Origin of the sequence: Haloactinopolyspora alba (assembly GCF_003014555.1) — a bacterium.
Classification (GTDB): Bacteria; Actinomycetota; Actinomycetes; order Jiangellales; family Jiangellaceae; genus Haloactinopolyspora; species Haloactinopolyspora alba.
This window is the reverse complement of the sequence record NZ_PYGE01000004.1, coordinates 55,095-78,450: the sequence shown is the minus strand read 5'-3', so window position 1 is coordinate 78,450 and position 23,356 is coordinate 55,095. Positions and strand designations below refer to the sequence as shown.

At 71.1% G+C, this 23,356-nt stretch carries 23 protein-coding genes and 2 tRNA genes; 9 read left to right on the top strand and 16 right to left on the bottom strand.

Annotated features, from left to right (window positions below):
* The first annotated feature begins 37 nt into the window (after positions 1-37).
* Positions 38-493, top strand: coding sequence for a DUF6918 family protein (locus CLV30_RS06935; RefSeq protein WP_106536478.1), 456 nt, complete (start codon positions 38-40; stop codon positions 491-493).
* An 86-nt stretch (positions 494-579) separates the two neighbouring features.
* On the opposite strand, the gene CLV30_RS06930 is transcribed toward CLV30_RS06935, so the two are convergent.
* The 9 genes from CLV30_RS06930 to CLV30_RS06895 form a co-directional block, all read right to left on the bottom strand.
* Positions 580-1,152, bottom strand: a complete 573-nt coding sequence (locus tag CLV30_RS06930) for a bacterial proteasome activator family protein (protein WP_106536477.1) — start codon at positions 1,150-1,152, stop codon at positions 580-582.
* A 91-nt stretch (positions 1,153-1,243) separates the two neighbouring features.
* Positions 1,244-1,789 (bottom strand): NUDIX hydrolase, encoded by a 546-nt coding sequence (locus CLV30_RS06925; protein ID WP_240723190.1) that lies wholly within the window; start codon positions 1,787-1,789, stop codon positions 1,244-1,246.
* Positions 1,790-1,896: 107 nt separating this feature from the next.
* On the bottom strand, positions 1,897-2,874 hold the full coding sequence (locus CLV30_RS06920; protein WP_106536475.1) for an NAD(P)H-quinone oxidoreductase: 978 nt from the start codon (positions 2,872-2,874) through the stop codon (positions 1,897-1,899).
* Between the two features lie 15 nt (positions 2,875-2,889).
* Positions 2,890-3,996 (bottom strand): potassium channel family protein, encoded by a 1,107-nt coding sequence (locus CLV30_RS06915; protein ID WP_106536474.1) that lies wholly within the window; start codon positions 3,994-3,996, stop codon positions 2,890-2,892.
* 55 nt (positions 3,997-4,051) lie between these two features.
* Complete coding sequence (locus CLV30_RS26915) at positions 4,052-4,303, bottom strand: DUF6457 domain-containing protein (protein WP_205740531.1); 252 nt, start codon at positions 4,301-4,303, stop codon at positions 4,052-4,054.
* An 11-nt stretch (positions 4,304-4,314) separates the two neighbouring features.
* Positions 4,315-4,932, bottom strand: a complete 618-nt coding sequence (gene mobA, locus CLV30_RS06910) for a molybdenum cofactor guanylyltransferase (protein ID WP_205740532.1) — start codon at positions 4,930-4,932, stop codon at positions 4,315-4,317.
* A 19-nt stretch (positions 4,933-4,951) separates the two neighbouring features.
* Complete coding sequence (locus CLV30_RS06905; RefSeq protein ID WP_205740533.1) at positions 4,952-5,770, bottom strand: carbon-nitrogen hydrolase family protein; 819 nt, start codon at positions 5,768-5,770, stop codon at positions 4,952-4,954.
* A 28-nt stretch (positions 5,771-5,798) separates the two neighbouring features.
* Positions 5,799-7,403, bottom strand: coding sequence for an aldehyde dehydrogenase (NADP(+)) (locus tag CLV30_RS06900; RefSeq protein WP_106536473.1), 1,605 nt, complete (start codon positions 7,401-7,403; stop codon positions 5,799-5,801).
* A 349-nt stretch (positions 7,404-7,752) separates the two neighbouring features.
* Positions 7,753-9,099: an ammonium transporter gene (locus tag CLV30_RS06895; protein ID WP_106536719.1), complete on the bottom strand. Its 1,347-nt coding sequence runs from the start codon at positions 9,097-9,099 to the stop codon at positions 7,753-7,755.
* A 382-nt stretch (positions 9,100-9,481) separates the two neighbouring features.
* Between CLV30_RS06895 and CLV30_RS06890 the strand changes: the two genes are divergently transcribed.
* Genes CLV30_RS06890 through CLV30_RS06880 form a run of 3 tightly spaced genes read left to right on the top strand, consistent with a single transcriptional unit; the run spans position 9,482 to position 12,545 of the window.
* A complete protein-coding gene (locus tag CLV30_RS06890; protein WP_106536718.1) occupies positions 9,482-11,095 on the top strand; it encodes a long-chain fatty acid--CoA ligase in 1,614 nt (537 codons plus the stop codon).
* Positions 11,095-11,679 (top strand): hypothetical protein, encoded by a 585-nt coding sequence (locus CLV30_RS06885; RefSeq protein WP_106536472.1) that lies wholly within the window; start codon positions 11,095-11,097, stop codon positions 11,677-11,679. Before CLV30_RS06890 ends, CLV30_RS06885 begins: the two co-directional genes overlap by 1 nt.
* An 11-nt stretch (positions 11,680-11,690) precedes the next feature.
* Entirely contained in the window at positions 11,691-12,545 is an 855-nt protein-coding gene (locus CLV30_RS06880) for a sulfurtransferase (RefSeq protein ID WP_106536717.1), read from the top strand.
* Here the strand turns inward: CLV30_RS06880 and CLV30_RS06875 are convergent.
* Positions 12,471-13,316, bottom strand: coding sequence for a phosphotransferase (locus CLV30_RS06875; RefSeq protein WP_205740534.1), 846 nt, complete (start codon positions 13,314-13,316; stop codon positions 12,471-12,473). The genes CLV30_RS06880 and CLV30_RS06875 overlap by 75 nt on opposite strands.
* A gap of 124 nt (positions 13,317-13,440) precedes the next feature.
* Between CLV30_RS06875 and CLV30_RS26325 the strand changes: the two genes are divergently transcribed.
* The 3 genes from CLV30_RS26325 to CLV30_RS06865 all read left to right on the top strand — a co-directional run bounded on the left by CLV30_RS26325 (position 13,441) and on the right by CLV30_RS06865 (position 14,432).
* A tRNA-Ser gene (locus CLV30_RS26325) sits at positions 13,441-13,533 on the top strand.
* Positions 13,534-13,715: 182 nt separating this feature from the next.
* The gene (locus tag CLV30_RS06870) at positions 13,716-13,910 is read left to right on the top strand and encodes a hypothetical protein (protein ID WP_106536471.1); all 195 of its coding nucleotides are present in this window, start codon (positions 13,716-13,718) and stop codon (positions 13,908-13,910) included.
* A 42-nt stretch (positions 13,911-13,952) separates the two neighbouring features.
* Positions 13,953-14,432 carry a hypothetical protein gene (locus CLV30_RS06865; protein ID WP_129710873.1) on the top strand — a complete coding sequence of 160 codons (480 nt, stop codon included), beginning with the start codon at positions 13,953-13,955 and terminating at the stop codon, positions 14,430-14,432.
* Positions 14,433-14,758: 326 nt separating this feature from the next.
* Here the strand turns inward: CLV30_RS06865 and CLV30_RS06860 are convergent, their stop codons facing one another.
* On the bottom strand, positions 14,759-16,369 hold the full coding sequence (locus CLV30_RS06860; protein WP_106536469.1) for an LCP family protein: 1,611 nt from the start codon (positions 16,367-16,369) through the stop codon (positions 14,759-14,761).
* 251 nt (positions 16,370-16,620) lie between these two features.
* Here CLV30_RS06860 and CLV30_RS06855 point away from each other — a divergent pair.
* Positions 16,621-16,711 (top strand) — tRNA-Ser (locus tag CLV30_RS06855).
* 422 nt (positions 16,712-17,133) lie between these two features.
* On the opposite strand, the gene CLV30_RS26320 is transcribed toward CLV30_RS06855, so the two are convergent.
* Positions 17,134-17,307, bottom strand: coding sequence for a hypothetical protein (locus CLV30_RS26320; protein ID WP_165358474.1), 174 nt, complete (start codon positions 17,305-17,307; stop codon positions 17,134-17,136).
* Positions 17,308-17,850: 543 nt separating this feature from the next.
* On the bottom strand, positions 17,851-18,777 hold the full coding sequence (locus CLV30_RS06850; protein ID WP_420841963.1) for an NADP-dependent oxidoreductase: 927 nt from the start codon (positions 18,775-18,777) through the stop codon (positions 17,851-17,853).
* Between the two features lie 90 nt (positions 18,778-18,867).
* On the opposite strand from CLV30_RS06850, the gene CLV30_RS06845 reads away from it, so the two are divergent.
* Positions 18,868-19,803, top strand: a complete 936-nt coding sequence (locus tag CLV30_RS06845; RefSeq protein ID WP_106536468.1) for an AraC family transcriptional regulator — start codon at positions 18,868-18,870, stop codon at positions 19,801-19,803.
* A 78-nt stretch (positions 19,804-19,881) separates the two neighbouring features.
* Here the strand turns inward: CLV30_RS06845 and CLV30_RS06840 are convergent, their stop codons facing one another.
* From CLV30_RS06840 to CLV30_RS06830, 3 genes are all read right to left on the bottom strand, one after another.
* A complete protein-coding gene (locus CLV30_RS06840) occupies positions 19,882-20,727 on the bottom strand; it encodes a phosphoribosylaminoimidazolesuccinocarboxamide synthase (RefSeq protein WP_106536467.1) in 846 nt (281 codons plus the stop codon).
* A 63-nt stretch (positions 20,728-20,790) separates the two neighbouring features.
* Complete coding sequence (locus CLV30_RS06835) at positions 20,791-21,225, bottom strand: VOC family protein (protein WP_106536466.1); 435 nt, start codon at positions 21,223-21,225, stop codon at positions 20,791-20,793.
* Between the two features lie 122 nt (positions 21,226-21,347).
* Positions 21,348-23,195, bottom strand: coding sequence for a phosphoenolpyruvate carboxykinase (GTP) (locus CLV30_RS06830; RefSeq protein WP_106536465.1), 1,848 nt, complete (start codon positions 23,193-23,195; stop codon positions 21,348-21,350).
* Between the last annotated feature and the right edge of the window lie 161 nt (positions 23,196-23,356).

The following is a 23,356-nucleotide window of genomic DNA, read 5'->3' as shown; positions in this document are numbered from 1 at the left end:
TGACATGATCATTTCCCATACGAAGGGCAGACCATCGATGACAGACACGCTGAAGCAGGCGCTGCTGGAGCCGAGCCGGCGCCCGGCCGTGGTGCGGGACCTCCACGAGCTGGTCGACGCGGAAGTGGCGGAGAAGAGCGGCGTCTCCGGCATGGCCGTCAAGGGCGGTTACTCGGTCCTGAAGAAGATGAACGCCCAGTTCGTCCCGGACGCCATCGACAGCATGCTCGACGCGTTCGTCGAGCGCACCGAGCCCTTCTACGCGGACTTCCGCGCCGGCGGCAGCGGCTCGCTCGAGCAGTACTTCGCGCAGCGGCCGGCCGAGGTCGCCAATGCGCTGCTAGGCGTCACCGACGACCGGGCGCAGGCCTCGCAGCGCGACAGCGTCAAGAAGGTCTACGCGAAGCTGCGACCACAGGCTCAGAAGCACGTCGAAGAGGCGCTGCCGCGGCTGGCCGCGGTCATCGAGCGGCACGTGACCGCCGCAGCCTGACGCCTCTCGGGTCGTCGGGGTCGGCGCGGGCCGCGTTCCGGTGTGGCGGTGCCGGACACGGCCGCGCCCACCCCGACGACACCGACCTAGAGGTACATCCCGCTGCTCGGTCCCTCACCCTCACCCTGGCTCTGGTGCCCCGGTGGGGTCTGCCCCGGAATCTGCGCGCCCGGCGGAAGTGCCCGGCGCATCTGCTCCAGCTGCGCACGCGCCGCCATCTGCTGCGCGAACAGCGTCGTCTGGATGCCGTGGAACAGGCCTTCGAGCCACCCCACCAGCTGGGCCTGCGCGACCCGCAGCTCGGCGTCGGTCGGCACGGCGTCCTGGTTGAACGGCAACGCGAGCCGCTCGAGCTCCTGCACCAGCTCGGGGGCCAGACCGTCCTCGAGCTCGTCCAGCGACGCGCGGTGGATCTCGCCCAGCCGCCGGCGGCTGGCGTCGTCGAGCGGTGCGGCCTTGACCTCGTCCAGCAGCTGTTTGATCATGCTGCCGATCCGCATGACCTTGGCCGGCTGCTCGACCAGGTCGGTCAGCGAGCGCTGCTCGTCGTCGCTGTCGGGCGCGCCCTCGACGGCCATTCCTTCCGGCCCGACGACCACGACCTTGCGATTGTCGCCCCCACCGGCCTGCTGTTCGGCGTTCTCGTTCGGCTCCGTCATACTCCCCATCGTGACGCGCTCGTGACGGTCCGCGCACACCTGGTGCCGGATTCGATACCCGCCGCCGCGATTCCGCCGATCGAACGCGACCTCAGCGCGTGGAGTGATCGGTGTGCACCGTGGACTCCTCGGCCACGCCCAGCGGCACCGGCCACACGCCCGGCACGTCCACCGCCGCCACCAGGTCGGCCAGTCCGACGGGCCACACCGGCCGGTCGGTGTGGCGCAGCTCGTCGAGGCTCCACCAGCGGTACCCGATGACCGTCCGCAGCTCCTCGTCGGTCCATCGGGCCGGGTCGACCTCGACCTCGGGCGTGGCGGCCACGAAGAACGTCTCGGTCTGCACGGCGATGTGGTCGGAGTAGCCGTGCACGACGGTGCGCTCGGCCGCCGGCCCGCGCAGGTCGGCAGCGCCCACGTGCAGTCCGGTCTCTTCCGCGACCTCGCGCGCGGCCGCGGCGAGCAGCGACTCGTCGGGCTCGACACCCCCGCCCGGCGTGATCCAGAATGTCGGTGAGCCCGGCGCGGACGGGTCGCTGTCCTCGAACAGCAGCACACGCGCGTCCGGACCGGTCAGAACCACCCGCGCGGTGTGCCGGTGCGTCACCGGCCGGTCGATCTCGGACTCCAGAGGCATGACCACGCGGCCAGCGTACGCCTCATGTCAAGCATCGTGACCACCCGTGGCACGAGAAGTCACGAGCGTGATCAAACCGTCGCGCCGCGCGGCCCACACCGGCACGCTCAGTTGACCAGCAGAATCTTCCCGACGTGCGCACCGGACTCCAGGTCGCGGTGCGCCTGCGCGGCTTCGGACATCGGAAAGGTCCGGTCGACCACCGGAACCACGTCGCCGGACTCGAGCAACGGCCACACGTGCCGCCGCACCTGCGCGACGACCTCCGCCTTCCGGGCCGCCGAGCGCCCGCGCAGCGTCGTGCCGGACACGCTGGCGCGTGTGGTCATCAGCGCCGCCAGGTCGAGCTCAGCTTTCCGGCCGCCCTGCAGGCCGATGATCACCAGCCTGCCGTCCGCGGCCAGGACGTCGACGTTGCGGCTCAGGTACTTCGCGCCGACGATGTCCAGCACGACGTCGGCGCCGTGACCACCGGTGGCCTCTCGCACCCGGTCGACGAAGTCCTCGTCCCGGTAGTTCACCAGGATCGACGCGCCCAGCTCGGCACAACGCTCCAGCTTCGGCGCCGAGCCGGCGGTCACCGCGACCCGCGCGCCCCGGGCACGGGCGAGCTGGACGGCCGCGGTGCCGATCCCGCTCGCGCCGCCGTGCACCAGCACGACCTCGTCCGCGGCGAGCCCGGCCGTCATGAACAGATTCGACCAGACCGTGCACATCGCCTCCGGCAGCGCCGCCGCGGTGACCACGTCGACCCCCGCCGGCAACGGAAGCACCTGCCCCGCCGGCACCGCCACCCGCTCGGCGTACCCGCCCCCCGCGAGCAGCGCACAGACCTCGGCGCCGACGCGCACGCCCTCCACCCGGTCGCCGACCGCGCGGACCACTCCGCTGCACTCCAGTCCCGGCCACGGGGGTGCGCCGTCGGGCGGCGGGTACCGGCCCTGGCGCTGCAGCACGTCCGCGCGGTTCAGGGCCGAGGCGGCCACGTCGACCAGGACGTCGTCCGGCCCGCAGACCGGATCGGCGACCTCGGAGACGGCCAGCATCTCCGGACCGCCCGGCTCGGTGATCGTCACAGCACGCACGGACTCTCCTTCGGCTCAGACGCCGCCCGGCGGCCGGTCCGCCGGGTCCTCGGGCTCGGTGTCGCCGTCGCCGCCGCCGGATCCCTGCTCCGTCCGGCGCGCCCACGGGAAGCTGGCCGACGCGCGGACGACGATCAGCCGGTCGCCACGCACCAGGTGCCCGATGGCCGGGGAGTGGAACGGCAGCTCCGCTCCGTCCCGGATGACGGCGACGACCAGGTCGTTGAGCTGGCGCGGCTGCTTGCCCTCCTCACGCGGCAGCACCTCACGCTCGGAGACCTCGAGGCCCTTGCCGGACGTGGTGAGGTCCTCGAGGACGTGCCCCAGTGCCGGGCTGACGGTGGCCAGACCGAGGATGCGCCCCACCGCGTCCGACGAGGTGACCACCTCGTTCGCACCGCCCTGCCGCACCAGGTTCACGTTGTCCGCCTCACGGACGGACACGATGATCTCCGCCTCCGGGTTGAGCTGCCGGCAGGTGAGCGTCGCCAGGACGCTGGAGTCGTCACGAGCCGTGGTGATGATGACGCTGCGCGCCGCCGGCACCCCGGCACGGCGCAACACGTCCGCCCGGGTGGCGTCACCGAGGACCGCGACCAGGCCGGCGTCGTTCGCCTCGGTGATGGCCGCGGGGTCCGGGTCGACCACCACGACCGACTCGATGGGCACCGAGTTGGCCAGCAGCGTCGCGACCGCGCTGCGCCCCTTGACGCCGTAACCGATGACGACGGTGTGCTCACGCAACTTCTTCCTCCAGCGGTTGAGCCGCACCTGCTCCCGGCTGCGGGCGGTCAGGGTCTCCAGCGTGGTGCCGATCAGGATGATCAGGAACGCCACCCGCATCGGGGTGATGAGAACGATGTTGATCAGCCGCGACTCGTCCGTGATCGGCGCGATGTCGCCGTAGCCGGTGGTCGACAGCGTGACCGTGGTGTAGTAGAAGGCGTCGAGCAGGCTGACGTTGCCGTCGATGCTGTCGGTGTAGCCGTCGCGGTCCAGCCACACGATCAGGCCGGTCGCCAGCAGCACCCCGACCGCGATCAGGACGCGCTTGCTGAACTGCCGCAGCGGGTCGATCTCCTCGTCCACGTTCGGCAGGTGGACAGAACCCTTGGTCTCCACGGTCCTCGACGCTAGCGGACAGCTCGCGGGCCGGCGCGCGGGCCACGCGGCCAGATCAGGACAGCGTCGGAGTCGACGGGTCCGGCCCGGCGTTCCACGACCACGCCAGCTCGCTCGCGGTACCGACGGACGCCGCCACCGCCGCCTGGCCGCCGCCCTTCAACGCCGCCGCGTACCCGGCGACGAACGCGGTGACCGGCGCGGCCGGGCGTTCCACCTGGTGCGCGGCGTCCTTGGCGAGCTCCAGGATCGCGCCGACGTCGACGTCGTCGACCGGCACGCCCAGCTGCTCGCACAGTGCGGCCACCCACGGCTCCATCAGTCATCACGCTCCATGTCGGTCGGTGCGCCGTCGTTCCCTTCGGCGGGACGAGTCTGCCATCGTGCCAGGTCTTGAGCGGTGTCGATGTCCGACGAGGCCCGCGCGTCCGGAACCGTGGCCACGGTCAGCGACGGCAGGATCCGGTGCAACGGCCGGCCCCTCGGGTCGCCCACGCCGCGCAGGGCCGCGGTCAGCGCCGGCCTCCGGTACACGCCGAGCAACGGCTGCAACCGGCCGTCGGCATCGGTCACGAGCAGCGCGTCCGCCTCCGCGGGCAGCGCCTCCACCAGTCCGCGCACGAGCTCCGGCGTGACCGCGGGCAGGTCGGCCGCCAGCACCACGACGACCGGCGGGTCGGTCAGCAGCGCGTCCAGCCCGGCCGCCAGCGCCGCCAGCGGCCCGCTGCCCGGCGGTTCCTCGCGGGTCCAGCGCAGCGGCGTCCCGTCCGTCGGCCGCGGCGGCCCCACCACCACCAGCTCGCCGGCATCGACGCACGAGTCGACGGCACGGTCGAGCAGCGTCCGTCCGCCGACGACGAGAGCCGGCTTGTCCCGCCCGCCGAGCCGGCGCGCGCCTCCTCCGGCGAGCACGAGCGCCGCCCACGGCGGTGTCACCGCGCGCTCCGCGGTGGCGTCACGACGGGTCTCGCGCGCCGTCCGCCGGCCGGGCGGGGGCGACGGGCCAGGCCCTGCGGTGGTGCAGCGCCGGGTTGCGCTCGCGGGCGGCCGCGATCTGCGCCGGGTCCAGCCGGGCCTGCGTGCTGCTCTCGTCCGCGCCCGCCGCGGCGACCGCCACACCCAGCGGGTCGACGAGCATGCTGCGCCCGCAGTACTTGCGTCCGCACTGGGCCGCGGCGGCCACGTAGACGGTGTTCTCCATGGCGCGGGCGCGCAGCAGCGTCTCCCAGTGGTCCTCTTTCAACGGGCCGCGCACCCACGCGGCCGGCACCACGAGCGCGTCGGCGCCGGCGTCCACCAACGCCCGCGCCTGCTCGGGAAATCGCAGGTCGTAGCAGGTCAGAAGGCCGATCGTGACGTCGCCGACCGTCAGCACCACGGGGACGGGCGCACCGGCGAGCAACCGGTCGGACTCGCGGTATCCGAACGAGTCGTACAGGTGCGCCTTGCGGTAGGTCGCGACGAGCGTCCCGTCGGGGCCGAGCGCCACGAGCGTGTTGTACGGGCGCTCGGGGTCGTCGGAGCGTTCGAACATGCCACCGACGACCGTGGCCGCATGCTCGCGCGCGAGCGCGGCCAGCGCCGTCACGAACGGGCCGTCCAGCGCCTGCGCCGGCGGACCGAGCGGGGTGGACGGGTCGCCGAAGTCGTGCATCGTCGCTTCCGGCAGCACGATCAGGTCGGCCTCGACGTCCGTCGTCAGCCTCCGGACGGTGTCGAGGTTCCGCTCGGCGTCCACGTCAGCGGCCAGCTGGGTGAGCGCGACCCGCATCATCCGGTCATCCTCCCTCGGAGACAGGGCGTCAGTGCCGGCCCAGCTCGCCGTCGACCCGCCGCCACAGACCGAGCGGGTTGCCGTCACGCAGCTCGTCGGGCAGTAGCTCCCCGGGGACGTTCTGGTAGGCGACCGGCCGCAGGAACCGTTCGATGGCACGCGTTCCCACCGAGGTGGTCCGGGGCGCGGAGGTCGCCGGGAACGGACCGCCGTGCACCATGGCGTGACCCACCTCGACACCCGTCGGCCAGCCGTTGAACAGCACCCGACCGGCCTTGAGCTCCAACGCCGGCAGCAGGCCGCCGGCCAGGTCGTGGTCGGCGGTGGTGGCGTGGATCGTGGCGGTCAACTGGCCCTCCAGCGCGTCCACGACCCGCTCGAGCTGCGCGCGGTCGCGCACCAGCACGACCAGCGACGTCGCGCCGAAGACCTCCCCGTGCAACTCCGGTTCGGCGAGGAACGCGTCACCGGTGGTCGCGAACAGTCGCGCCTGTCCGGCGCACGCGATGTCGTCGGCGGCGGAGCCCACCGCGACACGCTGTACCGACTCGCGGGACGCGAGCGCGTCCGCCCCACGGTCGTAGGCCTCCCGGATACCGGACGTGAGCATCGGCGCCGCCGCCGTGTGCCCGGTCGCCTCCGCCGCCGCGGCCAGGAACTCGTCCGCGCCCTCGCCGTCCTGGACGAAGACCAGCCCGGGGCTGGTGCACAGCTGCCCGGCACCCGTGGTGACCGAGGCGATGTAGGCGGCGCCCAGCTCCTCCGGCCGCTGCCGGAGCGCGTCCGGCAGGATGAACACCGGGTTGACGCTCGACATCTCGGCGTACACGGGGATCGGCTCCGCGCGGCCGGCAGCCGCGGCGGTCAGCGCCAGCCCGGCCGACCGCGACCCGGTGAAGCCCACGGCCTTGATCCGCGGGTCGGTCACCAGGGCCGTGCCGAGGCCCGGGCCGGAGCCGAACAGCAGCGAGAACGTCCCGGCCGGCAGTTCGCTGTCGCGCACCGCGGCCTGGATCGCCCGGGCGACCAGCTCCGACGTCCCGGGATGCGCCTCGTGGGCCTTGACCACGACCGGGCAGCCAGCCGCCAGAGCCGACGCGGTGTCACCGCCGGCCACCGCGAACGCGAGCGGGAAGTTGCTCGCGCCGAAGACGGCCACCGGGCCGAGGGCGACCGCGCGCTGGCGCACGTCCGGCCTGGGCACGGGCTCACGCTCCGGCTGCCCGGGGTCGACGCGCGCGCCGCGCCAGCTGCCCTCGCGCAGCACCGAGGCGAACAGCCGCAGCTGGTTCGTCGTCCGCGCCCGCTCGGACTCGGCCCGGGCACGCGGCAGGCCCGTCTCGGCCTGCACCCGCTCGGTGAGCTGTTCGCCCAGCCCGTCGATGCGCTCCGCGATCCGCTCGAGGAAGCCCGCGCGGACGTCAGGGTCGGTCTGCCGGTACGTGGCGAACGCCTCCGCGGCCAGCGTCGTGGCGCGTTCGACGTCCGCGGCGCCGCCGAGCCCGTAGGACGGCTCCAGCGCCTGTCCGGTACGCGGGTCGACCGCGGCGATCTCACCGTCGGTGCCGCGGACGTCCTGCGCGCCGATGATGAGGTTGCCGGTCAATGTGATGGTCTCGTGTGCCACGGTCATCGGGTCGAGTCACCTTTTCGACGAGGTCGCTCGCAGGGACGTTCCTCACCATAGACGCTCGTGGACGGCGTTCGCCGTAGTGCCGGACGTTGCTGACTCCGCCGCGGAACGGTGCCGCCGGCCGCACTGCGAACAGAGCACGTCTCGGGCGGGCTGCTGGGTCGGCGTCCCGACCCCGGTCACGCAGCACTGGCCGGTACGTGTCGGCCCGCTGGAGAGTTGACAGCGTTCTCGCCGTCAACTCTCCAGCGCCCGAACAAGCACCCCAGCGCGGCGGGCCAGGACGGCAGTCCTGAGGACACCCACGGACCAAGCCGCACAGCTGATCCGGCTCCTCGGATGAGGGAGATCAGGTGGCCGGCGACATCCCGCCCTCGGAGGAACCCAGCACCCGGCCGGAGGCGGCCGGCGGGGCGGTTGCGGCGCCCGCGCCGGCGGCCGGGGCCTCGACCCGGGCGAGCACGTCGTCCGGGACCTCCTCGTTGCCGATCTCGTAGCCGGACTCGCCGTGGTGGATGCGGTCGACGCCGACGACCTCGTGGTCGTCCTCGACGCGGAACCCGATCGTCTTCTGCAGCACCCATCCGATGGCGTACGTGACGACGAACGAGTAGGCCAGCACGGCGACCGCACCGAGGATCTGCCGTCCCAGCAGGTCGAGGCCACCGCCGAAGAACAGCCCGTCCACACCGTCCGGCGCGTCCGCCGTCGCCAGGAAGCCGATCGCGACCGTGCCGACCAGACCGCCGACCAGGTGCACGCCGACCACGTCGAGCGAGTCGTCGTAGCGCAGCCGGAACTTCAGGCTGACCGTCAGCGAGCAGACGACGCCTGCCGCGATGCCGAGCACAATCGACATCATCGGGTTCAGCGCGCCGCACGCCGGGGTGACGGCCACGAGGCCGGCGACGACGCCGGAGGCCGCGCCGAGCGACGTCGCGTGCCCGTCACGCAGCTTCTCGACGACCAGCCAGGCCAGCATCGCCGCGGCGGTGGCGCCGATCGTGTTGACCAGGGCGACGCCGGCCGCGACGTTCGCGCCGTACGCCGAGCCGGCGTTGAAGCCGAACCAGCCGAACCACAGCAGTCCCGCTCCGAGCATGACCAGCGGCAGGTTGTGCGGCCGGTGCGAACCCTTGCCGAAGTCGCGGCGGCGTCCCAGCACCAGAGCCAGCGCCAGCCCGGCCGCTCCGGCGTTGATGTGCACCGCCGTGCCGCCGGCGAAGTCCACCGCGCCGAGCTCGTCACCGATCCAGCCGCCGACACCCCACACCCAGTGCGCGACCGGGGAGTAGACGACCGTCATCCAGATCGCGGCAAAGACCAGCCACGTCCAGAAGTTCGCGCGGTCGGCGATCGATCCCGAGATCAGGGCGACCGTGATGACCGCGAACATGGCCTGGAACCCGACGTCGACCAGTGTCGGAATGCCGTCAGCGCTGTCGAGCAGCCCGGAAAGGCCGAAGAAGTCGCCCGGGTTGCCGAGAATTCCGCCGATGCTTTCGCCGTACGCCACCGAGTAGCCGAAGATGATCCACAGCACGCTGACGACGCCGAGCGCGCCGAAGCTCATCATCATCATGTTGATGACGCTCTTGGCGCGGACCATGCCCCCGTAGAACAGGGCGAGGCCCGGGGTCATGAGCATGACGAGCGCCGTGGAAACGAGGATCCAGGCGGTGTCTCCGGTATCCATCGAGTGCCGTCCCTCCCATCGCAGATACGCCGGCCGGACCACGACGCGCCGATGTACGGCCACGTCCGGTCCGCCGTGTGTCGAGCCGCCACACTGCGGCAACGCAGACGTCCGTCAGCGTCCGTGCCGGACGTTTCATGAGGACGCGCACCTGGTTACAAGGTCGTGTCGCGACGACACGGACATGTCGGCCGTGTTAATCGCCGGAGAATTCACCGGACATGGCGCGGTATGCACATGTTCTGCCGTCCTTCACCCGCGGAATGCGGGACCGCGGCTTCCCCGGTCGCGGATTCTGCGGCAGGGTTGGCGTGGATGTCGGCTCCGCCGCCGGCCGTGTCGTCATGTCCTCACTGGGGAGGCTGCCGTGACCGAGAGCACGATGATGGACGTTCCGCTGCAGATCCGTCGCCTGCTGGAGCACGGTGCGACCGTGCACGCCACCGCCCGGATCGTCACCGCCACCGACGAGGAGGCGCGGTCGGTCACCTTCGCCGACGTGGCGACCCGTGCCGCAGGCCTGGCCGCCGGGCTGCGCGAACTGGGTGTGCGCCCCGGCGACCGGGTCGCCACGTTCATGTGGAACAACGCCGAGCACGTCGAGGCCTACCTCGGCATCCCCGCCATGGGCTGCGTCGTACACCCGCTCAACATCCGCCTCTTCCCCGAGCAGATCGCCTTCATCGCCAACCACGCCGCCGACCGCGTCGTCATCGTCGACCACTCGCTGCTGCCCGGGTTCGCGAAGCTGCTGCCGTCGCTCAAGAGCGTCCGGCACGTCGTGGTCGCGGGACAGGCCGACCTGTCGGTGCTCGAAGGCACCGGCGTCGGCGTGCACGACTACGAGAAGCTCGTCGCCGCCCACCTGGGCACGGTCGACTGGCCGGACGTGGACGAGCGCGCCGCGGCGGCCATGTGCTACACGTCCGGCACCACCGGGAACCCGAAGGGCGTCGTCTACAGCCACCGGTCCATCTACCTGCACGCGATCACCCAGTCGCTGCCGGACGTCTTCGCGCTGCACGCGCACGACCTGCTGCTGACCGTCGTGCCGCAGTTCCACGTGCTCGCCTGGGGGCTGCCGTACGCCGCGTTCGCCACCGGCACGTCGCTGGCCATGCCCGACCGTTTCCTCGCGCCGGATCCGCTGGCGCGGTTCATCGAGCAGGTGCGCCCCACCAAGGGCGCGGGCGTCCCCACCGTCTGGGGCGGCCTGCAACGTCACCTGGACGAGAACCCCGGCACCGACGTCTCGTCGCTGACCGAGCTGGTCGTCGGCGGTTCTGCCCTCCCGCCGGGCATGCTGCGCGCCTACGACGAGCGCGGCATCACGCTGCTGCACGCGTGGGGCATGACCGAGACCAGCCCGCTGGGCACGCTGGCGCGGCCGCCGGCCGGTGTGACCGGCGAGGACGCCCGTCGCTACCGGCTGTCGCAGGGACGTTTCGTCGCACCGGTCGAGGCCCGCCTGGTGGGCCCGGACGGGGAGATCGTCGACTGGGACGGCGAGTCGGTCGGCGAGGTGGAGGTCCGCGGCCCGTGGATCACCGGCGCGTACCACGGTGAGGACGACCAGACGTCCTTCGACGGCGGGTGGCTGCGCACCGGTGACGTCGGGTCGATCACCCCGGACGGCTATCTGCGGCTGACCGACCGGGTCAAGGACGTCATCAAGTCCGGAGGTGAGTGGATCAGCTCGGTCGACCTGGAGGGCCAGCTGATGGACCACCCGGCCGTCGCCGAGGCCGCCGTCGTGGCCGTGCCCGACGACACCTGGGGTGAACGTCCGCTCGCCGCGGTCGTGCTGAAGGACGGCGAGAAGGCGGCGGCACCGGAGCTGCGCGACTACCTGGCCGGACGGGTCGCGCGCTGGCAACTGCCCGAGCGCTGGGCGGTGGTCGACGAGATCCCGAAGACCAGCGTCGGCAAGTTCGACAAGAAGATCATCCGCACGGCATACGCACACGACGACCTGAACGTCACTACCCTCGAGTGATGCCAGTCGAGTTCATCGGTGCCAACCCGGGAGCGACACTGTTCCGCGCCGAGTCCCGCGCGGGCTTCGTCTCGCTGTGGGAAGCCGAATGGAGCGTGCGCGGCCCGGGCGTGGCGGTTCTGGCCTGGGTCGACGGCGACGAGGCCGTGCGCCTGCTGACGCCGGACCGTGAGCTGGGCAGTTGGCTGGCCGAGACGTTCACCCGGCACTTCCCCGAGCTGGACGGGCTCCCGGAGATCGCCGAGCCGGTGGACTGCGACGTGCTCGACTGGCAGATCGGGCACGACAGCGCCCGCGCCCGGGTGCTCGGCTCCGACGGCTCCAGCGTCATCGCGGCCATCAGCAAACCGATGCAGTCGCGCCCGGGTCTCGCGCTGCGGTGGCGCCTGGGCGCGGCGTCGTGGACCTTGACGAACCTGCTCACGTTCTGCACCGACGCCACGCTCGAGGTCGACGGCGCCCGGGTGCTCGCCCGTCCGGAGATCAACGGCGACGGCGAGCAGCCGCACTCGAGCGCGTTCATCGCGACGCACGAGACGTGGACCCGCCTGCCGGACGACACCCCCGCGGACACGCTCGGATGAAGGGAGCGGCCATGACCGACGTGCTGATCGGCGTCGACACGCTGCGGCGCCGCCTCGACTCCGGTGAGCGCACCGTACTGCTGGACGTGCGCTGGGCACTCGGCAACCCGCACGGACGCGACGACTACCTGCGTGAGCACCTGCCGGACGCCGTGTACGTCGACCTCGAGACGGAGCTGGCTGCGCCGGCGTCGGCGGAGGCCGGCCGGCACCCGCTGCCCGACGTGGCCGACCTGCAGGCGGCGGCGCGGCGATGGGGAGTCCGCGCCGGTGACACCTGCGTGGTCTACGACGACGCCGGCGGGACCTCGGCGGGACGAGCCTGGTGGCTGCTGCGGTGGGCCGGTCTGAGCGATGTGCGGATCCTGGACGGCGGACTCCCTGCCTGGCGGGCGGCCGGCCTCCCGGTCGAACGCGGCGAGGTGGTGCCCGAACCCGGAGACGTCGAACTGACCTCGGGCGGGATGCCGGTCATCGGACCGGAAGACGCCGGCGAGCACTCCGGCCACGGCGTGCTGCTGGACGCCCGCGCCGGCGAGCGCTACCGGGGCGAGGCCGAGCCCGTCGATCCGCGCGCAGGTCACATCCCGGGCGCACGCAGCGCACCGACCACCGGCAACCTCGACGAGGCGCACCACTTCCTGGACGCCGAACAGCTGCGGCGGCGCTTCGCCGAACTCGGCGCGGACGGCTCCCGTCCCGTCGCCGTCTACTGCGGCTCAGGCGTCACCGCCGCGCACGAGGTCGCGGCGCTCGCGGCGGCCGGCATCGACGCGGCACTGTACCCGGGTTCATGGTCCCAGTGGTCCGCCGATCCGCGTCGTCCCGTCGCCACCGGGCCCGACCCCGCCGGCGGAGCCGGATGATGCCACCGCCGCTTCGATTTCCGGCAGCCTGGCCCGCAGTCCGCGCAGCGCGGTACGGGTGCGCTCCGGCTCACCGATCGCGGCCAGATTGAGCAGGCCGGGGTCGCCCCGTCGCTGCCCGGCCTCGATGTTGTCGGCGGCCAGAGTCATCCGCCGATCGACCTGTCGCAGGATCTCACCCGGCGCGGGTCCGCCATAGGCGTCGGCCATCAGCCGCAGCCGACGGACGACGTCGTGCAGCGGCAGCGGGCGCAGCAACGGCAACGACATCCAGACCATGAACGCGAGGTCGTCCGTGGGCACACCCGGACCGGCCATGTCCCAGTCGATGACGCCCACCACCCGGTCGCCGTCGGCGATCCAGTTGTAGGCGCCCGGATCGTTGTGGCACACGATCTCGTCGGCAGCCAGTTCCCGCGTGCCGTGCCGCCACCGCACCGGACCGGCCGGCCGGAAGTCGCGGACCGCGTCGTGGAACCGGCGCAGCCACCGCACGCCGCTGACCAGGAGCGCGTCGCTGACGATCTCCGCGTCCGGGTCGATGCTGCGGCCCGGTATGTACGTCAGCATCTCGCGTCCGCCCTCGTCGACGCCGACGACCCGCGGGACGCCGTCGAGCCCGGCACGCTGCAGATGACCCAGCAGCGCGTGGACCGCCGGCGTCCAGGGACCGGCCGGGCGCAGCACCACGTCGCCGCTGCGGCGAGCGCCGCTGACGTTCCCGCCGGGCAGAGCGGCCCCGTCGCGCATCGGTTCGGGCTCCTCGGTCACCGCCTGCGATCCTGTCACAACACCGTCGGCCGCCCGTGCCGCAGTGGTCGCGGCGGCGGTCGGTCCTGCTGACGTTCCGGCGGCTCGATCCGCACCCGCGGGCCGTGGCACACTGACAGGGCCGGGAGGGCTGCCGGAGTGGCCGAACGGGGAACTCTTGAAAAGTTCTAGGGCGGGGCCCTCTCCGTCCTCATGGGTTCGAATCCCATGCCCTCCGCTCAACGCGCCCGAGGTGGTCCGCACGGCCGAGTGCCGGGACCACCTCCGGCGCCTGCGTCGACACCTGCGCGCGACCGTGGATTCACCGGGTTTTCCGGCGTGATCACTCACTGTCAGGCAGACTTGACTCGAGTGAGACCACTGCCTCGAAGGGCATGGACGCGGAGAACGAGGAGCAAGATGAGCGCACAGGTAGCCATCGTCTGCGATCAGTGCGGCGACCTGGGAAACGTCGGGTCGACCCCGCACGACGCGCGCACCGTCCTCAACGGTTGGAGCCGGCGGCACGGCATGGACCTGTGCCCGCTGTGCCGCATGATCGCCGAGAGCCGCACCCGGCTGACGCACACCGGCACCGCCGGTGCCACACGATGACCGGTGCCACACGGTGACCTGCACGGTGTCACACTGGAGGGCGTGACTCGCACGGTTTACGGCCCGCCGACGGCGGTGGCGGTCCGCGGTGTCGGCGTCGGCGCCGTCGGCGTCGGCGTCCTCACCATCGCCCTGAGTCTGCTGCTCGCGGCGGACCTCCCGACGTGGCTCACCGTCGCGGCGGTGGTGCTGATCGCCGTCGCCGGGCTGCTGTGCGCCGTCGTCCTGGTCGTCGGCGTGCTGCGGGTGTTCGGCCGCGGGACGCGGCTGGTGCTCGACGACGAAGGGTTCACCAACACGACCGGTTACCGCCTGGGGGCGCGCCGCGGCGCCTGGCGCGACGTCCGCCGCGTGCAGACCGACGGATCCATCGTCTCGATCGACCTCGCCGGCGGGCGGCAGAGCCTCGTCCGCACCAGCGCCCTCGGCGTCGAAGCCCGGCCCCTCGCCCGCGAGCTGCGGAAACGGCTCAACGACGACCGCGGCTACCGTCCGCTCACGCCACCGAAGGAACCCGCCTGACCGTCCTCGGCCGGAGCCGCCCGCCGTCGGGAACGCGTCCACCTCCCGGTGCGCCGGACGCGGCGACCCTGCCCGGCGGCGGAACCAGCGTGCTGCCCGAACACCGGCTGATCGGTTTCGCGGGCGGGCGTTCGCCGTCGTTCGGACGGCTCACCGCCCGGCCTCGACCGCGCCGCCGCCGAGCTCGGCGAGCTCGGCGAGCTCACGCAGCGGTACGACGGCGACGGTCACAGAATCCTCCCGGTCTGAACTGATCACACCGCAGCAGGTCCTGGCCCTACAGCCGACGCCGGACTACGTGCTCTACGAGTGACGGCCGGTGAGGGTCAGCAGACCTTGCCGGCATCGACCGGCTCGTCCGCTTCGGCCTCGCCCCCGTCGCCGGAGCCGTCTTCGGACCCGGTGTCGCTGGTCCTCTCCGAGACCTGCGTGATCGTGCCGGCGCCGTCGCCGGAGGTGCGCTCTGCCGCCTCGGTGGTGTCGTCGGTCTCGGACGTGTTCTCGCCGGAGCCGGTCGGCGACTCGCCCGGCGACGACTGTCCCGACGAACCGTTCAGGATCTCGTCGACGCGCTCGTGCAGCGCGTCGTAGTCCGGATCGCCCGAGGTGGTGCCCATGCTCTCGAAGAACTCCCGGTCCAGGGTGAGGCTCTCGAGGCTGGCGTTCTGCACCTTGAGCATCAGCTCGATCAGGGCGGGGAACATGCCCTCCGGCACATCGGTGGTGATGATGTCGCCGGCCGTGTTGGCGAGCTTCTGATAGCGGCTGATCAGCGTCGTCGGTTTGACCTGGGCCACGATCGCGTCCATGACACACCGCTGGCGCGCCATCCGCACGTAGTCGTCGCCCGGACAACGAGACCGCGCGAACCACAGCGCCTCGTCGCCGTCGAGGTGCCGGTTCTCGCCGGCCTCGACGTATCCCCTTGGCTCGGAGCACTCACCGTTCGGCAGGGTCTTGTTGCCGATCGGGATGTCGTGGGGAACGTCCAGGGTGATGCCACCGAGAGCGTCGACGACGGCCTCGAAGCCGGCCAGATCGACCAGCATGAAGTAGTCGATGTCGATGCCGAGCGCGCCCTCGACGGCCCACTTGTTCGCGTCGGCCCCCGGGTGCTCGACGCCCTTGAACACCTCGGGGTGAGCGTTCGGGACGTTGCGGTAGACCGCGTTGAGCATCCACTCCAGCTGGTCCCCCGGCCCCTGGAAGCCGTCGGGGTAGACCTCGTGCAGCGGGCTGTCCTCGGGAAACGGCACGTTCTCCAGGTTCCGGGGCAACGAGATCATCGTCGTCTCGCCGGTGTCGGTGTCGATGCTCGCGACGATCTGCGTGTCCGGACGCAACCCTTCCCGACCATCGCCGGCGTCGCCACCCAGGAACAGCACGTTCAGCCGGGGTTTGTCCGCCCACGGGTCCTTCTCGTCGATTTCCGGCGTCGTGTGACTCTCCCCGCCGGACGAGATGGAGCCGATCAGGTCGCGCTGCGTGAACGCGTACCGCGACCCGAGTGCCATCGGCGCGACCACCAGCGACGCGGCCAGCACCACCACCAGCGCCCCGCCGAAGCGGCGTCCCGGCGACAGCCCGTCCGGCTCGAGCGAACGATGCGTCCCCAGCGCGATGAGCATCCACACCGCCGCCAGGATGGCGAGCCCGCCGCCGAGCAGCAGCATCATCTGCCGGTCGCCTGCGTACGAAGCGAGGCGGGACTGCGGGACCAGCACCACGACCGCCAATGCGACCACGAGCGCGAGCCCGAGCAGGATCAGGATGAACGTGCCCAGCCGGCGCCTGCCGGCCGCGACCAGCCCACTGCCGGGGAGCAGGGTCCCCAGCGCGGTCAGTCCGATGAACCGGCCGTACCGCTCGTTCCGCTGCCGTCGGCGCGAGTTCAGTCGAGAGCGCCGCGCGCCGGAGCCACCTCGGGCGTTGTCCACGCGGTGTCTCACCCCTCACGCCTCGCCAGTTGCCGGAGCCACCATAAGTCAAACCGAGAACCGTCGTATCAGGTCGGTCATGAGAGAAGACGCTCGAGGCGGCTCAGAAGTTGCATAACGGCCCGATTCCCCCGGCAGACGAGCTCGCCGGACCGATCGGGGCGCTGTCGCACGATCCACTTCAGCCCTCACTTTGCCGCGCCCACCCGGAGCCGGGTACTCTTGCGACGCCCGTTGTTCGCGACGGGTGGGGAGGCGTCGCCTAGCCTGGTTTATGGCGCCCGCCTGCTAAGCGGGTTGAGGGCTCAAACCCTCTCGCGGGTTCAAATCCCGCCGCCTCCGCCCCAACCAGCACAAACACCCGGGCCGGTTCCACACCAGGAACCGGCCCGAACCATGCGTAGTCTCAGAACCGCGGGGAAACGGTCGTATCCACCCGTCGCGACAAGGTCACGCCGTGGGCGCCGACCGCGGTGGAGGCCCTTCATCGTGAACCTCCCACGAATGCAACCGCTCCGCCGCCGACGCCAACGCCAACAGGATCGGCCATGGCCGTGGGAGCGGCGTACGCGGAAAGCGTTGTGACCACACCCACCTGAGCTTGCCGCCAGGACGACGCGACGGTGGCACCAAGATGGTCTGCGCTTCGGCCAACCGTCGGACGCCACTGCCGAACGCCGCAATGGGCGGGACCGGCTCGTCGACGTGCGGCGTGCACCACACCCAGCGACCCGAGGGTGTCTGCATCACGGGCGGCCAGATGGTCAGACGTTGTTGTTCCAGCACACGCATACCCAGCGCGCCATCTCTCGCGGCACGTCCCACACGTCGATATCCGGCGACGCGGAAACCCGTAGGTTCGGCGGCTGGCTGACACCCCAGACCGATTCGATCTCCGCTCGATCCGTCAACGCCTGCCGGCTGCCGTCCTCCAGCACATGCTCGCCCGGAGCGACACAGTCGCTGTGCCCACAACCGCACGTCCAAGCGTTGCGCATCCACCACTTGGACGTCCGCCGAACGGCGGGAGCAGCTGGTTACACCGCCATTCCCAGTCCGGCGTAGCCCAGCGCAGCGTCCAGCAGCTGATTCCGTCTCAACGTGGCCACCACCCTTGATCGACAGCCACCATGGTCGCGCATACGTGACCAGACCGCGCGACGTTTCGGAACGCCGCGACCGCCGATCAGGTCTGCCGTTCGCGTGATTCGCTGACCCACAGGCACCTCTGGTCGCCTACGGACACGTGCTTGCTGCATCGACGAACGACATCAAGGCCGGCAGAGGCACGTTCGTCCGTGCCCAGCAGCCACCGAAGAAGCGGGGTTCGGTGACTTCTCCAGCGAACGGCCGGAATCGTCGCCGTTCGCGAACTCGACCCGTACGTCCGGGCAGCTGCCCGAGTGGTGGCCGAGCTCGGGTAACGTGAAGTTGATCATGTCTTCGTGGTGGTGCCCGTTGTCCCCTTTGTGGCCTGGGCTTCACGGAACGATGACGACCTTGCCTCGGGTCCGGCCGGCCTCGCTGAGGCGATGGACGTCTGCAAGATCGGCCAGCGGGCGTGACTCGCTGATGTCGATGGCGACTGCGCCCGCCTCAACGAGTTCCACAAGCGCCGCCAGATGCGCTACATCGTTTCGGGCGACCATGTGCGTCGCGGTCACCTCTGCGTCGGCAGGCGACTCGACCGGGGTCGCGATCGAGACGATACGCCCGCCCGGCCGAACCAGAGACGCCAGAGCTGCGGCGTCCGGTGGGCTCAGCGGGACCAGGTTGAGCAGAGTGTCCACCGGGCCGTCGAGCGAGGCGCCCACCGGCCGCGTGGTGTAGTCGATCACCAGGTCCGCGCCGTGCCTCCGGACCGCCTCGGCACTTCGAGCACCCGCCGTGGCGATCACCTCGGCTCCGGCATGCTTCGCGAGCTGCGTCACGAAGCCGCCGACGCCGCCGCCTGCACCATTGACCAGCACACGCTGACCAGCGGCTACCTTCCCGTGCTCGAAGACCGACTGCCATGCCGTCAGGCCGGCCACGGGAAGAGCCGCCGCGTTCGCGAGAGGCACGGCGTCCGGCACCGTGACCAGTACGTCGACGGGAGCCCGTACGTATTCCGCGGCCCCTCCGCCGTCGAGCCGCCCGACGACCCGGTCGCCTACGGCGAACCGTTGCGTCCCCGCACCGGTCTCGGCCACGGTGCCGGCGACGTCCCAGCCGAGCGTGTAGGGCAGGTCCACAGAAAGGAACGCCTGCAGCATTCCGGCGCGCAACGCGGCCTCGGTGGGATTGAACGAGGTCGCGGCGACACGGATGAGCACTTCACCGAAGGCGGGTCGCGGGCGCGGAACTGCGTCGTGGCGGATCACGGACGCATCGCCGAATTCGTGGATACGTGCGGCCTTCATCATCATGTCAATGAACTTACGATCGCTCACGGAGACGATCCATGCGTCAGAGCGCTCGGTTCATACGCGTACGTCCCGTAAACGTACGCTCAGCGCATGGACGTACTCAGCGACGTGGTCGCGGTGACGCGCACTGGCCGCGCCCGGTCGGCGCACGTGCGGTGGCACGCCCCGTGGGGACAGGAGTTCACATCCGTCCCGGGATCGGCAGGCTTCCAGGTGATCCTGCAGGGATCCTGCTGGCTGCTGCCCGCCGAGGCCCAGCCCGTCCAGCTGGGCGCGGGCGATGTCGTCTTCCTACCCCACGGCAGCGGGCACACCCTGGCCGACAGCCCCGAAACCCCTGTGACGGGCCGTGCCTGCGGCCCCGATGATCACCAGCTGTCCGCCACCTACGCCTCCGACAGCGTCGACCGCAGCGGCGACGACGGCCCGGTCACCGTGGTGCTCTGCGGGGCCTACCAACTCGACCCGTCGCGCACTCACCCGCTCTTGCTGACCCTTCCGGATCTGATCCATCTGCCGGCACAAGAGGGCCGCCATCCGGAACTGAGCTCAGCCGTGGAGCTGCTGGCCGCGGAGGTGGAGAACCCGCGTCCGGGCACAGACGCAGCCATCCCCGGGCTGCTGGACGCGCTCCTGCTCTACATCCTGCGCATCTGGTTCGACGGGCAGTCTTCCCTGGGCAGCACCACCGGATGGGCCGCCGCACTCAACGATTCCGCGGTCACCGCCGCCCTCCACGCCATCCACCGAGACCCGGCTGCGCCGTGGACAGTGGCGAAACTGGCGGCGGAAGCCGGGCTCTCCCGGGCCCCGTTCGCCAGGCGCTTCACCCTGCTGACAGGTCAACCGCCCCTCGGCTACCTGACCTGGTGGCGGATGACCACGGCAGCACGGCTGCTGCGCACATCGGACGCACCCTTGAGATCCATCGCCACCCATGTCGGCTACACATCCGAGTTCGCCTTCGCCAACGCGTTCAAACGAATGTACGAAATGGCGCCCGGTAGGTACCGGCGGAGGAGCTGACCCGCCAATTCCCCGCCCCTTGCCGACACCACTGAGCGATCCTGTCCGGGATCACGGGACAGGCGAACTGTAGAAGGGTCAGCCGTTCCAGGTCAGGCCGGTGATGCGCTCGTACATCACCCGGTACCGGCGCGCCGTCTCTTCGACCACGTCGGCGGGGATCTCCGGGCCGGGTGGAGTACGGTCCCACCACCCGAGGTCGCGTGCCCAGTCGCGGACGTACTGCTTGTCGAACCCGACCTGGCGCCCGCCCGGCTTCCAGTCCTCGGCGCGCCAGTAGCGCGACGAGTCCGAGGTCAGCACCTCGTCGGCGAGGACCACGTCGCCATCCGGCGTCAAGCCGAACTCGAACTTGGTGTCGGCGAGGATCACGCCGCGCGACTCGGCACGCTCGGCCGCACGGCGGTACAGCTGCAGGGTCAGCGCGCGCAGGCGCTCCGCGAGCTCGGTTCCGACCTGGTCGGACACCTCGTCGAAGGTCATCGGCTCGTCGTGGCCGTCCTCCGGCGCCACCTTCGTCGTCGGCGTGAACACCGGTTCGGGCAGCCGGTCACCCTCGACGAGCCCGCTGGGCAGTTCGACACCGGAGATGGCGCCGTCCTTCGCGTACGCCTCCCAGCCGAGACCGGCCAGGTAGCCGCGGGCGATGCACTCGACCGGGACGATGTCCACGGCGCGGCACCGGATGGCGCGCCCGGCCCATTCGTCCGGGACGTCGGTGGCCGAGATCACGTGGTTCGCGACGATGTCGCCGAGCTGCTCGAACCACCACAGGGACAGCGCCGTCAGCAGCTTGCCCTTGTCGGGGATCGGCGTGGGCAGGACGACGTCGTACACCGAGACGCGGTCACTGGCCACCAGGATCAACTCGTCCGGGCCGTCCCGGTAGACTTCGCGGACCTTGCCGCTGTGCATCAACTCCACGCCGACGGTTCTAGCACGTCGCGACGGCGAGGTCCGCACGGCCGCCGGCCGCGTACTGCAGCGTCAGCTGATGACGTACTCGTCGCCGACCCGCTGCTGCAGCTCGTCCGCCGACATCGGCCGCACGACGCCGGTGATGTGCCACCGGTGGCCGAACGGGTCGAACAGCCACCCGCCGCGGCCGTGCGGGGAGTCGGTGACCGGCCGGTCGACCGTCGCGCCCGCCGCCACGGCACGGTCGAAGAACGCGTCGACGTCGTCGACCTGGAGCACGAGCGACACGGACGTGCGGCCGGGCGTCGGGCCGTACACGCCGCCGGCCGGCCACTCGTCAGCGATGTAGAACCGGGCACCGTCCACGACGAACTCGGCGTGACCGATCGTTCCGGTGTCGGGGTCGGTCCATCGGGACGTCTCCTCGGCGCCGAACGCCCGCACGTAGAACTCGAGCGCGTCGACGGCGCCGTTGGCACACAGGTACGGGGTGACGGTGGTCATTTCAGGTCCCTCCGTTGCATGTGGATCCGCTGGACACGACCGTAGAACCCGCTGGCGACGGTGCGCTTGGACGAATGTGACCGGGTGCCGACGCCTCGGCCCGCGCCGGCACCCGGGCTACGTCACAGCATCCCCAGCCGCGCCTTGAGCCCGTCCAGTTCGGCCCACAACAAGGTCGGCAGGTGGTCACCGAACTTCTCGAACCACTCGGTGATTCCCGGCACCTCGGCCCGCCACTCCTCGGCGTCCACACGCAGGCACTCGCCGACCTCGTCGTCGGTCATGCCGAGGCCGTCGACGTCCAGCGCGTCCCGCGTCGGGACGTGGCCGATCGGCGTCTCGGTGGCCGCGGCCGTGCCTTCGAGGCGCTCGACGATCCACTTGAGCACGCGGCCGTTCTCGCCGAACCCGGGCCAGACGATGTCGCCGTCGTCGTCCTTGCGGAACCAGTTGACGTAGTAGATGTTCGGCAGCTTGGCCGCGTCGGCGTCCTTGCCGAGGCCGATCCAGTGCCCGAAGTAATCGCCGCCGTTGTAGCCGATGAACGGCAGCATGGCCATCGGGTCGCGCCGGACGACGCCGACCTGGCCGGCCGCCGCGGCGGTCGTCTCCGACGAGAGCGTCGCGCCCATGAACACCCCGTGCGTCCAGTCGCGCGCCTCGGTGACCAGGGGGATCGTGGTGGCGCGGCGGCCGCCGAACAGGATGGCCGAGATCGGCACGCCACGCGGGTCGTCGTACTCGGGCGCGATGATGGGGCACTGCGTGATCGGCGTACAGAACCGCGAGTTCGGGTGCGCCGCCTTCTCACCGGACTCACCCACGTGGGGCGTCCAGTCGCGGCCCTTCCAGTCGGTGAGGTGCGCCGGCGGCTCGTCGGTCATGCCCTCCCACCAGATGTCGCCGTCGTCGGTGAGAGCGACGTTGGTGAACACGCTGTTGCCACGCTCGATGGTGCGCATCGCGTTCGGGTTGGTCGTCCAGCCGGTTCCGGGCGCGACGCCGAACAGACCGTACTCGGGGTTCAGCGCGTAGAGGCGGCCGTCGTCGCCGAAGCGCATCCATGCGATGTCGTCGCCGAGTGTCTCGACCTTCCAGCCCGGGATGGTCGGCTCGAGCATCGCGAGGTTGGTCTTGCCGCACGCGGACGGGAACGCCGCAGCGACGTAGTGCACGGATCCGTGCGGCGAGGTGAGCTTGAGGATCAGCATGTGCTCGGCCAGCCAGCCCTCGTCGCGAGCCATGACGCTGGCGATGCGCAGCGAGTAGCACTTCTTGCCGAGCAGCGAGTTGCCGCCGTAGCCGGAGCCGTACGACCAGATCATGCGTTCTTCGGGGAACTGGGTGATGTACTTCGTGTCGTTGCACGGCCAGGCGACGTCGTCCTGGCCGGGCTCGAGCGGGGCCCCGACGGAGTGCAGGCACGGGACGAAGTCCGCGTCGTCACCCATCGCGTCGAGAACGTGCGCGCCCATCCGGGCCATGACCCGCATGGACACGACGACGTACGGGGAGTCGGTGATCTCGACACCGAACATCGGGTTCGCGGCGTCGACCGGCCCCATGCAGAATGGGATGACGTACATCGTCCGGCCGCGCATCGAGCCGCGGTACAGCTCGGTCATCTCGGCCTTCATCTCGGCGGGGTCGCGCCAGTTGTTCGTCGGGCCGGCGTCGGCCTCGTCGACGGAGCAGATGAAGGTGCGCTCCTCGACGCGCGCCACGTCCGAGGGGTCGGTGCGTGCCCAGAACGAGTTGGGCTTCTTGTCCGGGTCGAGCCGGACCATGGTGCCGGCGTCGACCAGCGCGTCGGTCAACGCGGTCCATTCGGCGTCAGAGCCGTCGCACCAGTGAACGCGGTCGGGCTGGGTGAGCTCGGCGGTCTCGCGGACCCACGTGAGCAGTCGCCGGTGGGAGGTGGGGGCGTCGTCGAGACCGTGGGTCAGTCCTGGGTCGGCGAACGTCGTCATCGTCGGTGGTCACCCTCTTCGTCGTCACCCGTCGCCGGCCTGCGGCCGGCACGGAGGTAGGCGGAGACGACCCGTCCTCAGGCCATTCGGAGGCGGGTGCGTGTCCGCAGGATTGATCAGCACGCTACGAGCCCGTCTCAGCTCGTGGAACCGATCAGAGG

Excerpts from the sequence above, each read along its gene's own strand:
- CLV30_RS06930 (WP_106536477.1), bottom strand. The coding sequence starts at position 1,152 with ATGACGGAGCCGAACGAGAACGCCGAACAGCAGGCCGGTGGGGGCGAC.
- CLV30_RS06850 (WP_420841963.1), bottom strand. The coding sequence starts at position 18,777 with ATGATGATGAAGGCCGCACGTATCCACGAATTCGGCGATGCGTCCGTG.
- CLV30_RS06935 (WP_106536478.1), top strand. The coding sequence starts at position 38 with ATGACAGACACGCTGAAGCAGGCGCTGCTGGAGCCGAGCCGGCGCCCG.
- CLV30_RS06880 (WP_106536717.1), top strand. The coding sequence starts at position 11,691 with ATGACCGACGTGCTGATCGGCGTCGACACGCTGCGGCGCCGCCTCGAC.
- CLV30_RS06845 (WP_106536468.1), top strand. The coding sequence starts at position 18,868 with ATGGACGTACTCAGCGACGTGGTCGCGGTGACGCGCACTGGCCGCGCC.
- CLV30_RS06905 (WP_205740533.1), bottom strand. The coding sequence starts at position 5,770 with ATGATGCGGGTCGCGCTCACCCAGCTGGCCGCTGACGTGGACGCCGAG.
- CLV30_RS06925 (WP_240723190.1), bottom strand. The coding sequence starts at position 1,789 with ATGCCTCTGGAGTCCGAGATCGACCGGCCGGTGACGCACCGGCACACC.
- CLV30_RS06885 (WP_106536472.1), top strand. The coding sequence starts at position 11,095 with ATGCCAGTCGAGTTCATCGGTGCCAACCCGGGAGCGACACTGTTCCGC.
- CLV30_RS06890 (WP_106536718.1), top strand. The coding sequence starts at position 9,482 with ATGATGGACGTTCCGCTGCAGATCCGTCGCCTGCTGGAGCACGGTGCG.
- CLV30_RS06830 (WP_106536465.1), bottom strand. The coding sequence starts at position 23,195 with ATGACGACGTTCGCCGACCCAGGACTGACCCACGGTCTCGACGACGCC.
- CLV30_RS06870 (WP_106536471.1), top strand. The coding sequence starts at position 13,716 with ATGAGCGCACAGGTAGCCATCGTCTGCGATCAGTGCGGCGACCTGGGA.
- CLV30_RS06895 (WP_106536719.1), bottom strand. The coding sequence starts at position 9,099 with ATGGATACCGGAGACACCGCCTGGATCCTCGTTTCCACGGCGCTCGTC.
- CLV30_RS06900 (WP_106536473.1), bottom strand. The coding sequence starts at position 7,403 with ATGACCGTGGCACACGAGACCATCACATTGACCGGCAACCTCATCATC.
- CLV30_RS06835 (WP_106536466.1), bottom strand. The coding sequence starts at position 21,225 with ATGACCACCGTCACCCCGTACCTGTGTGCCAACGGCGCCGTCGACGCG.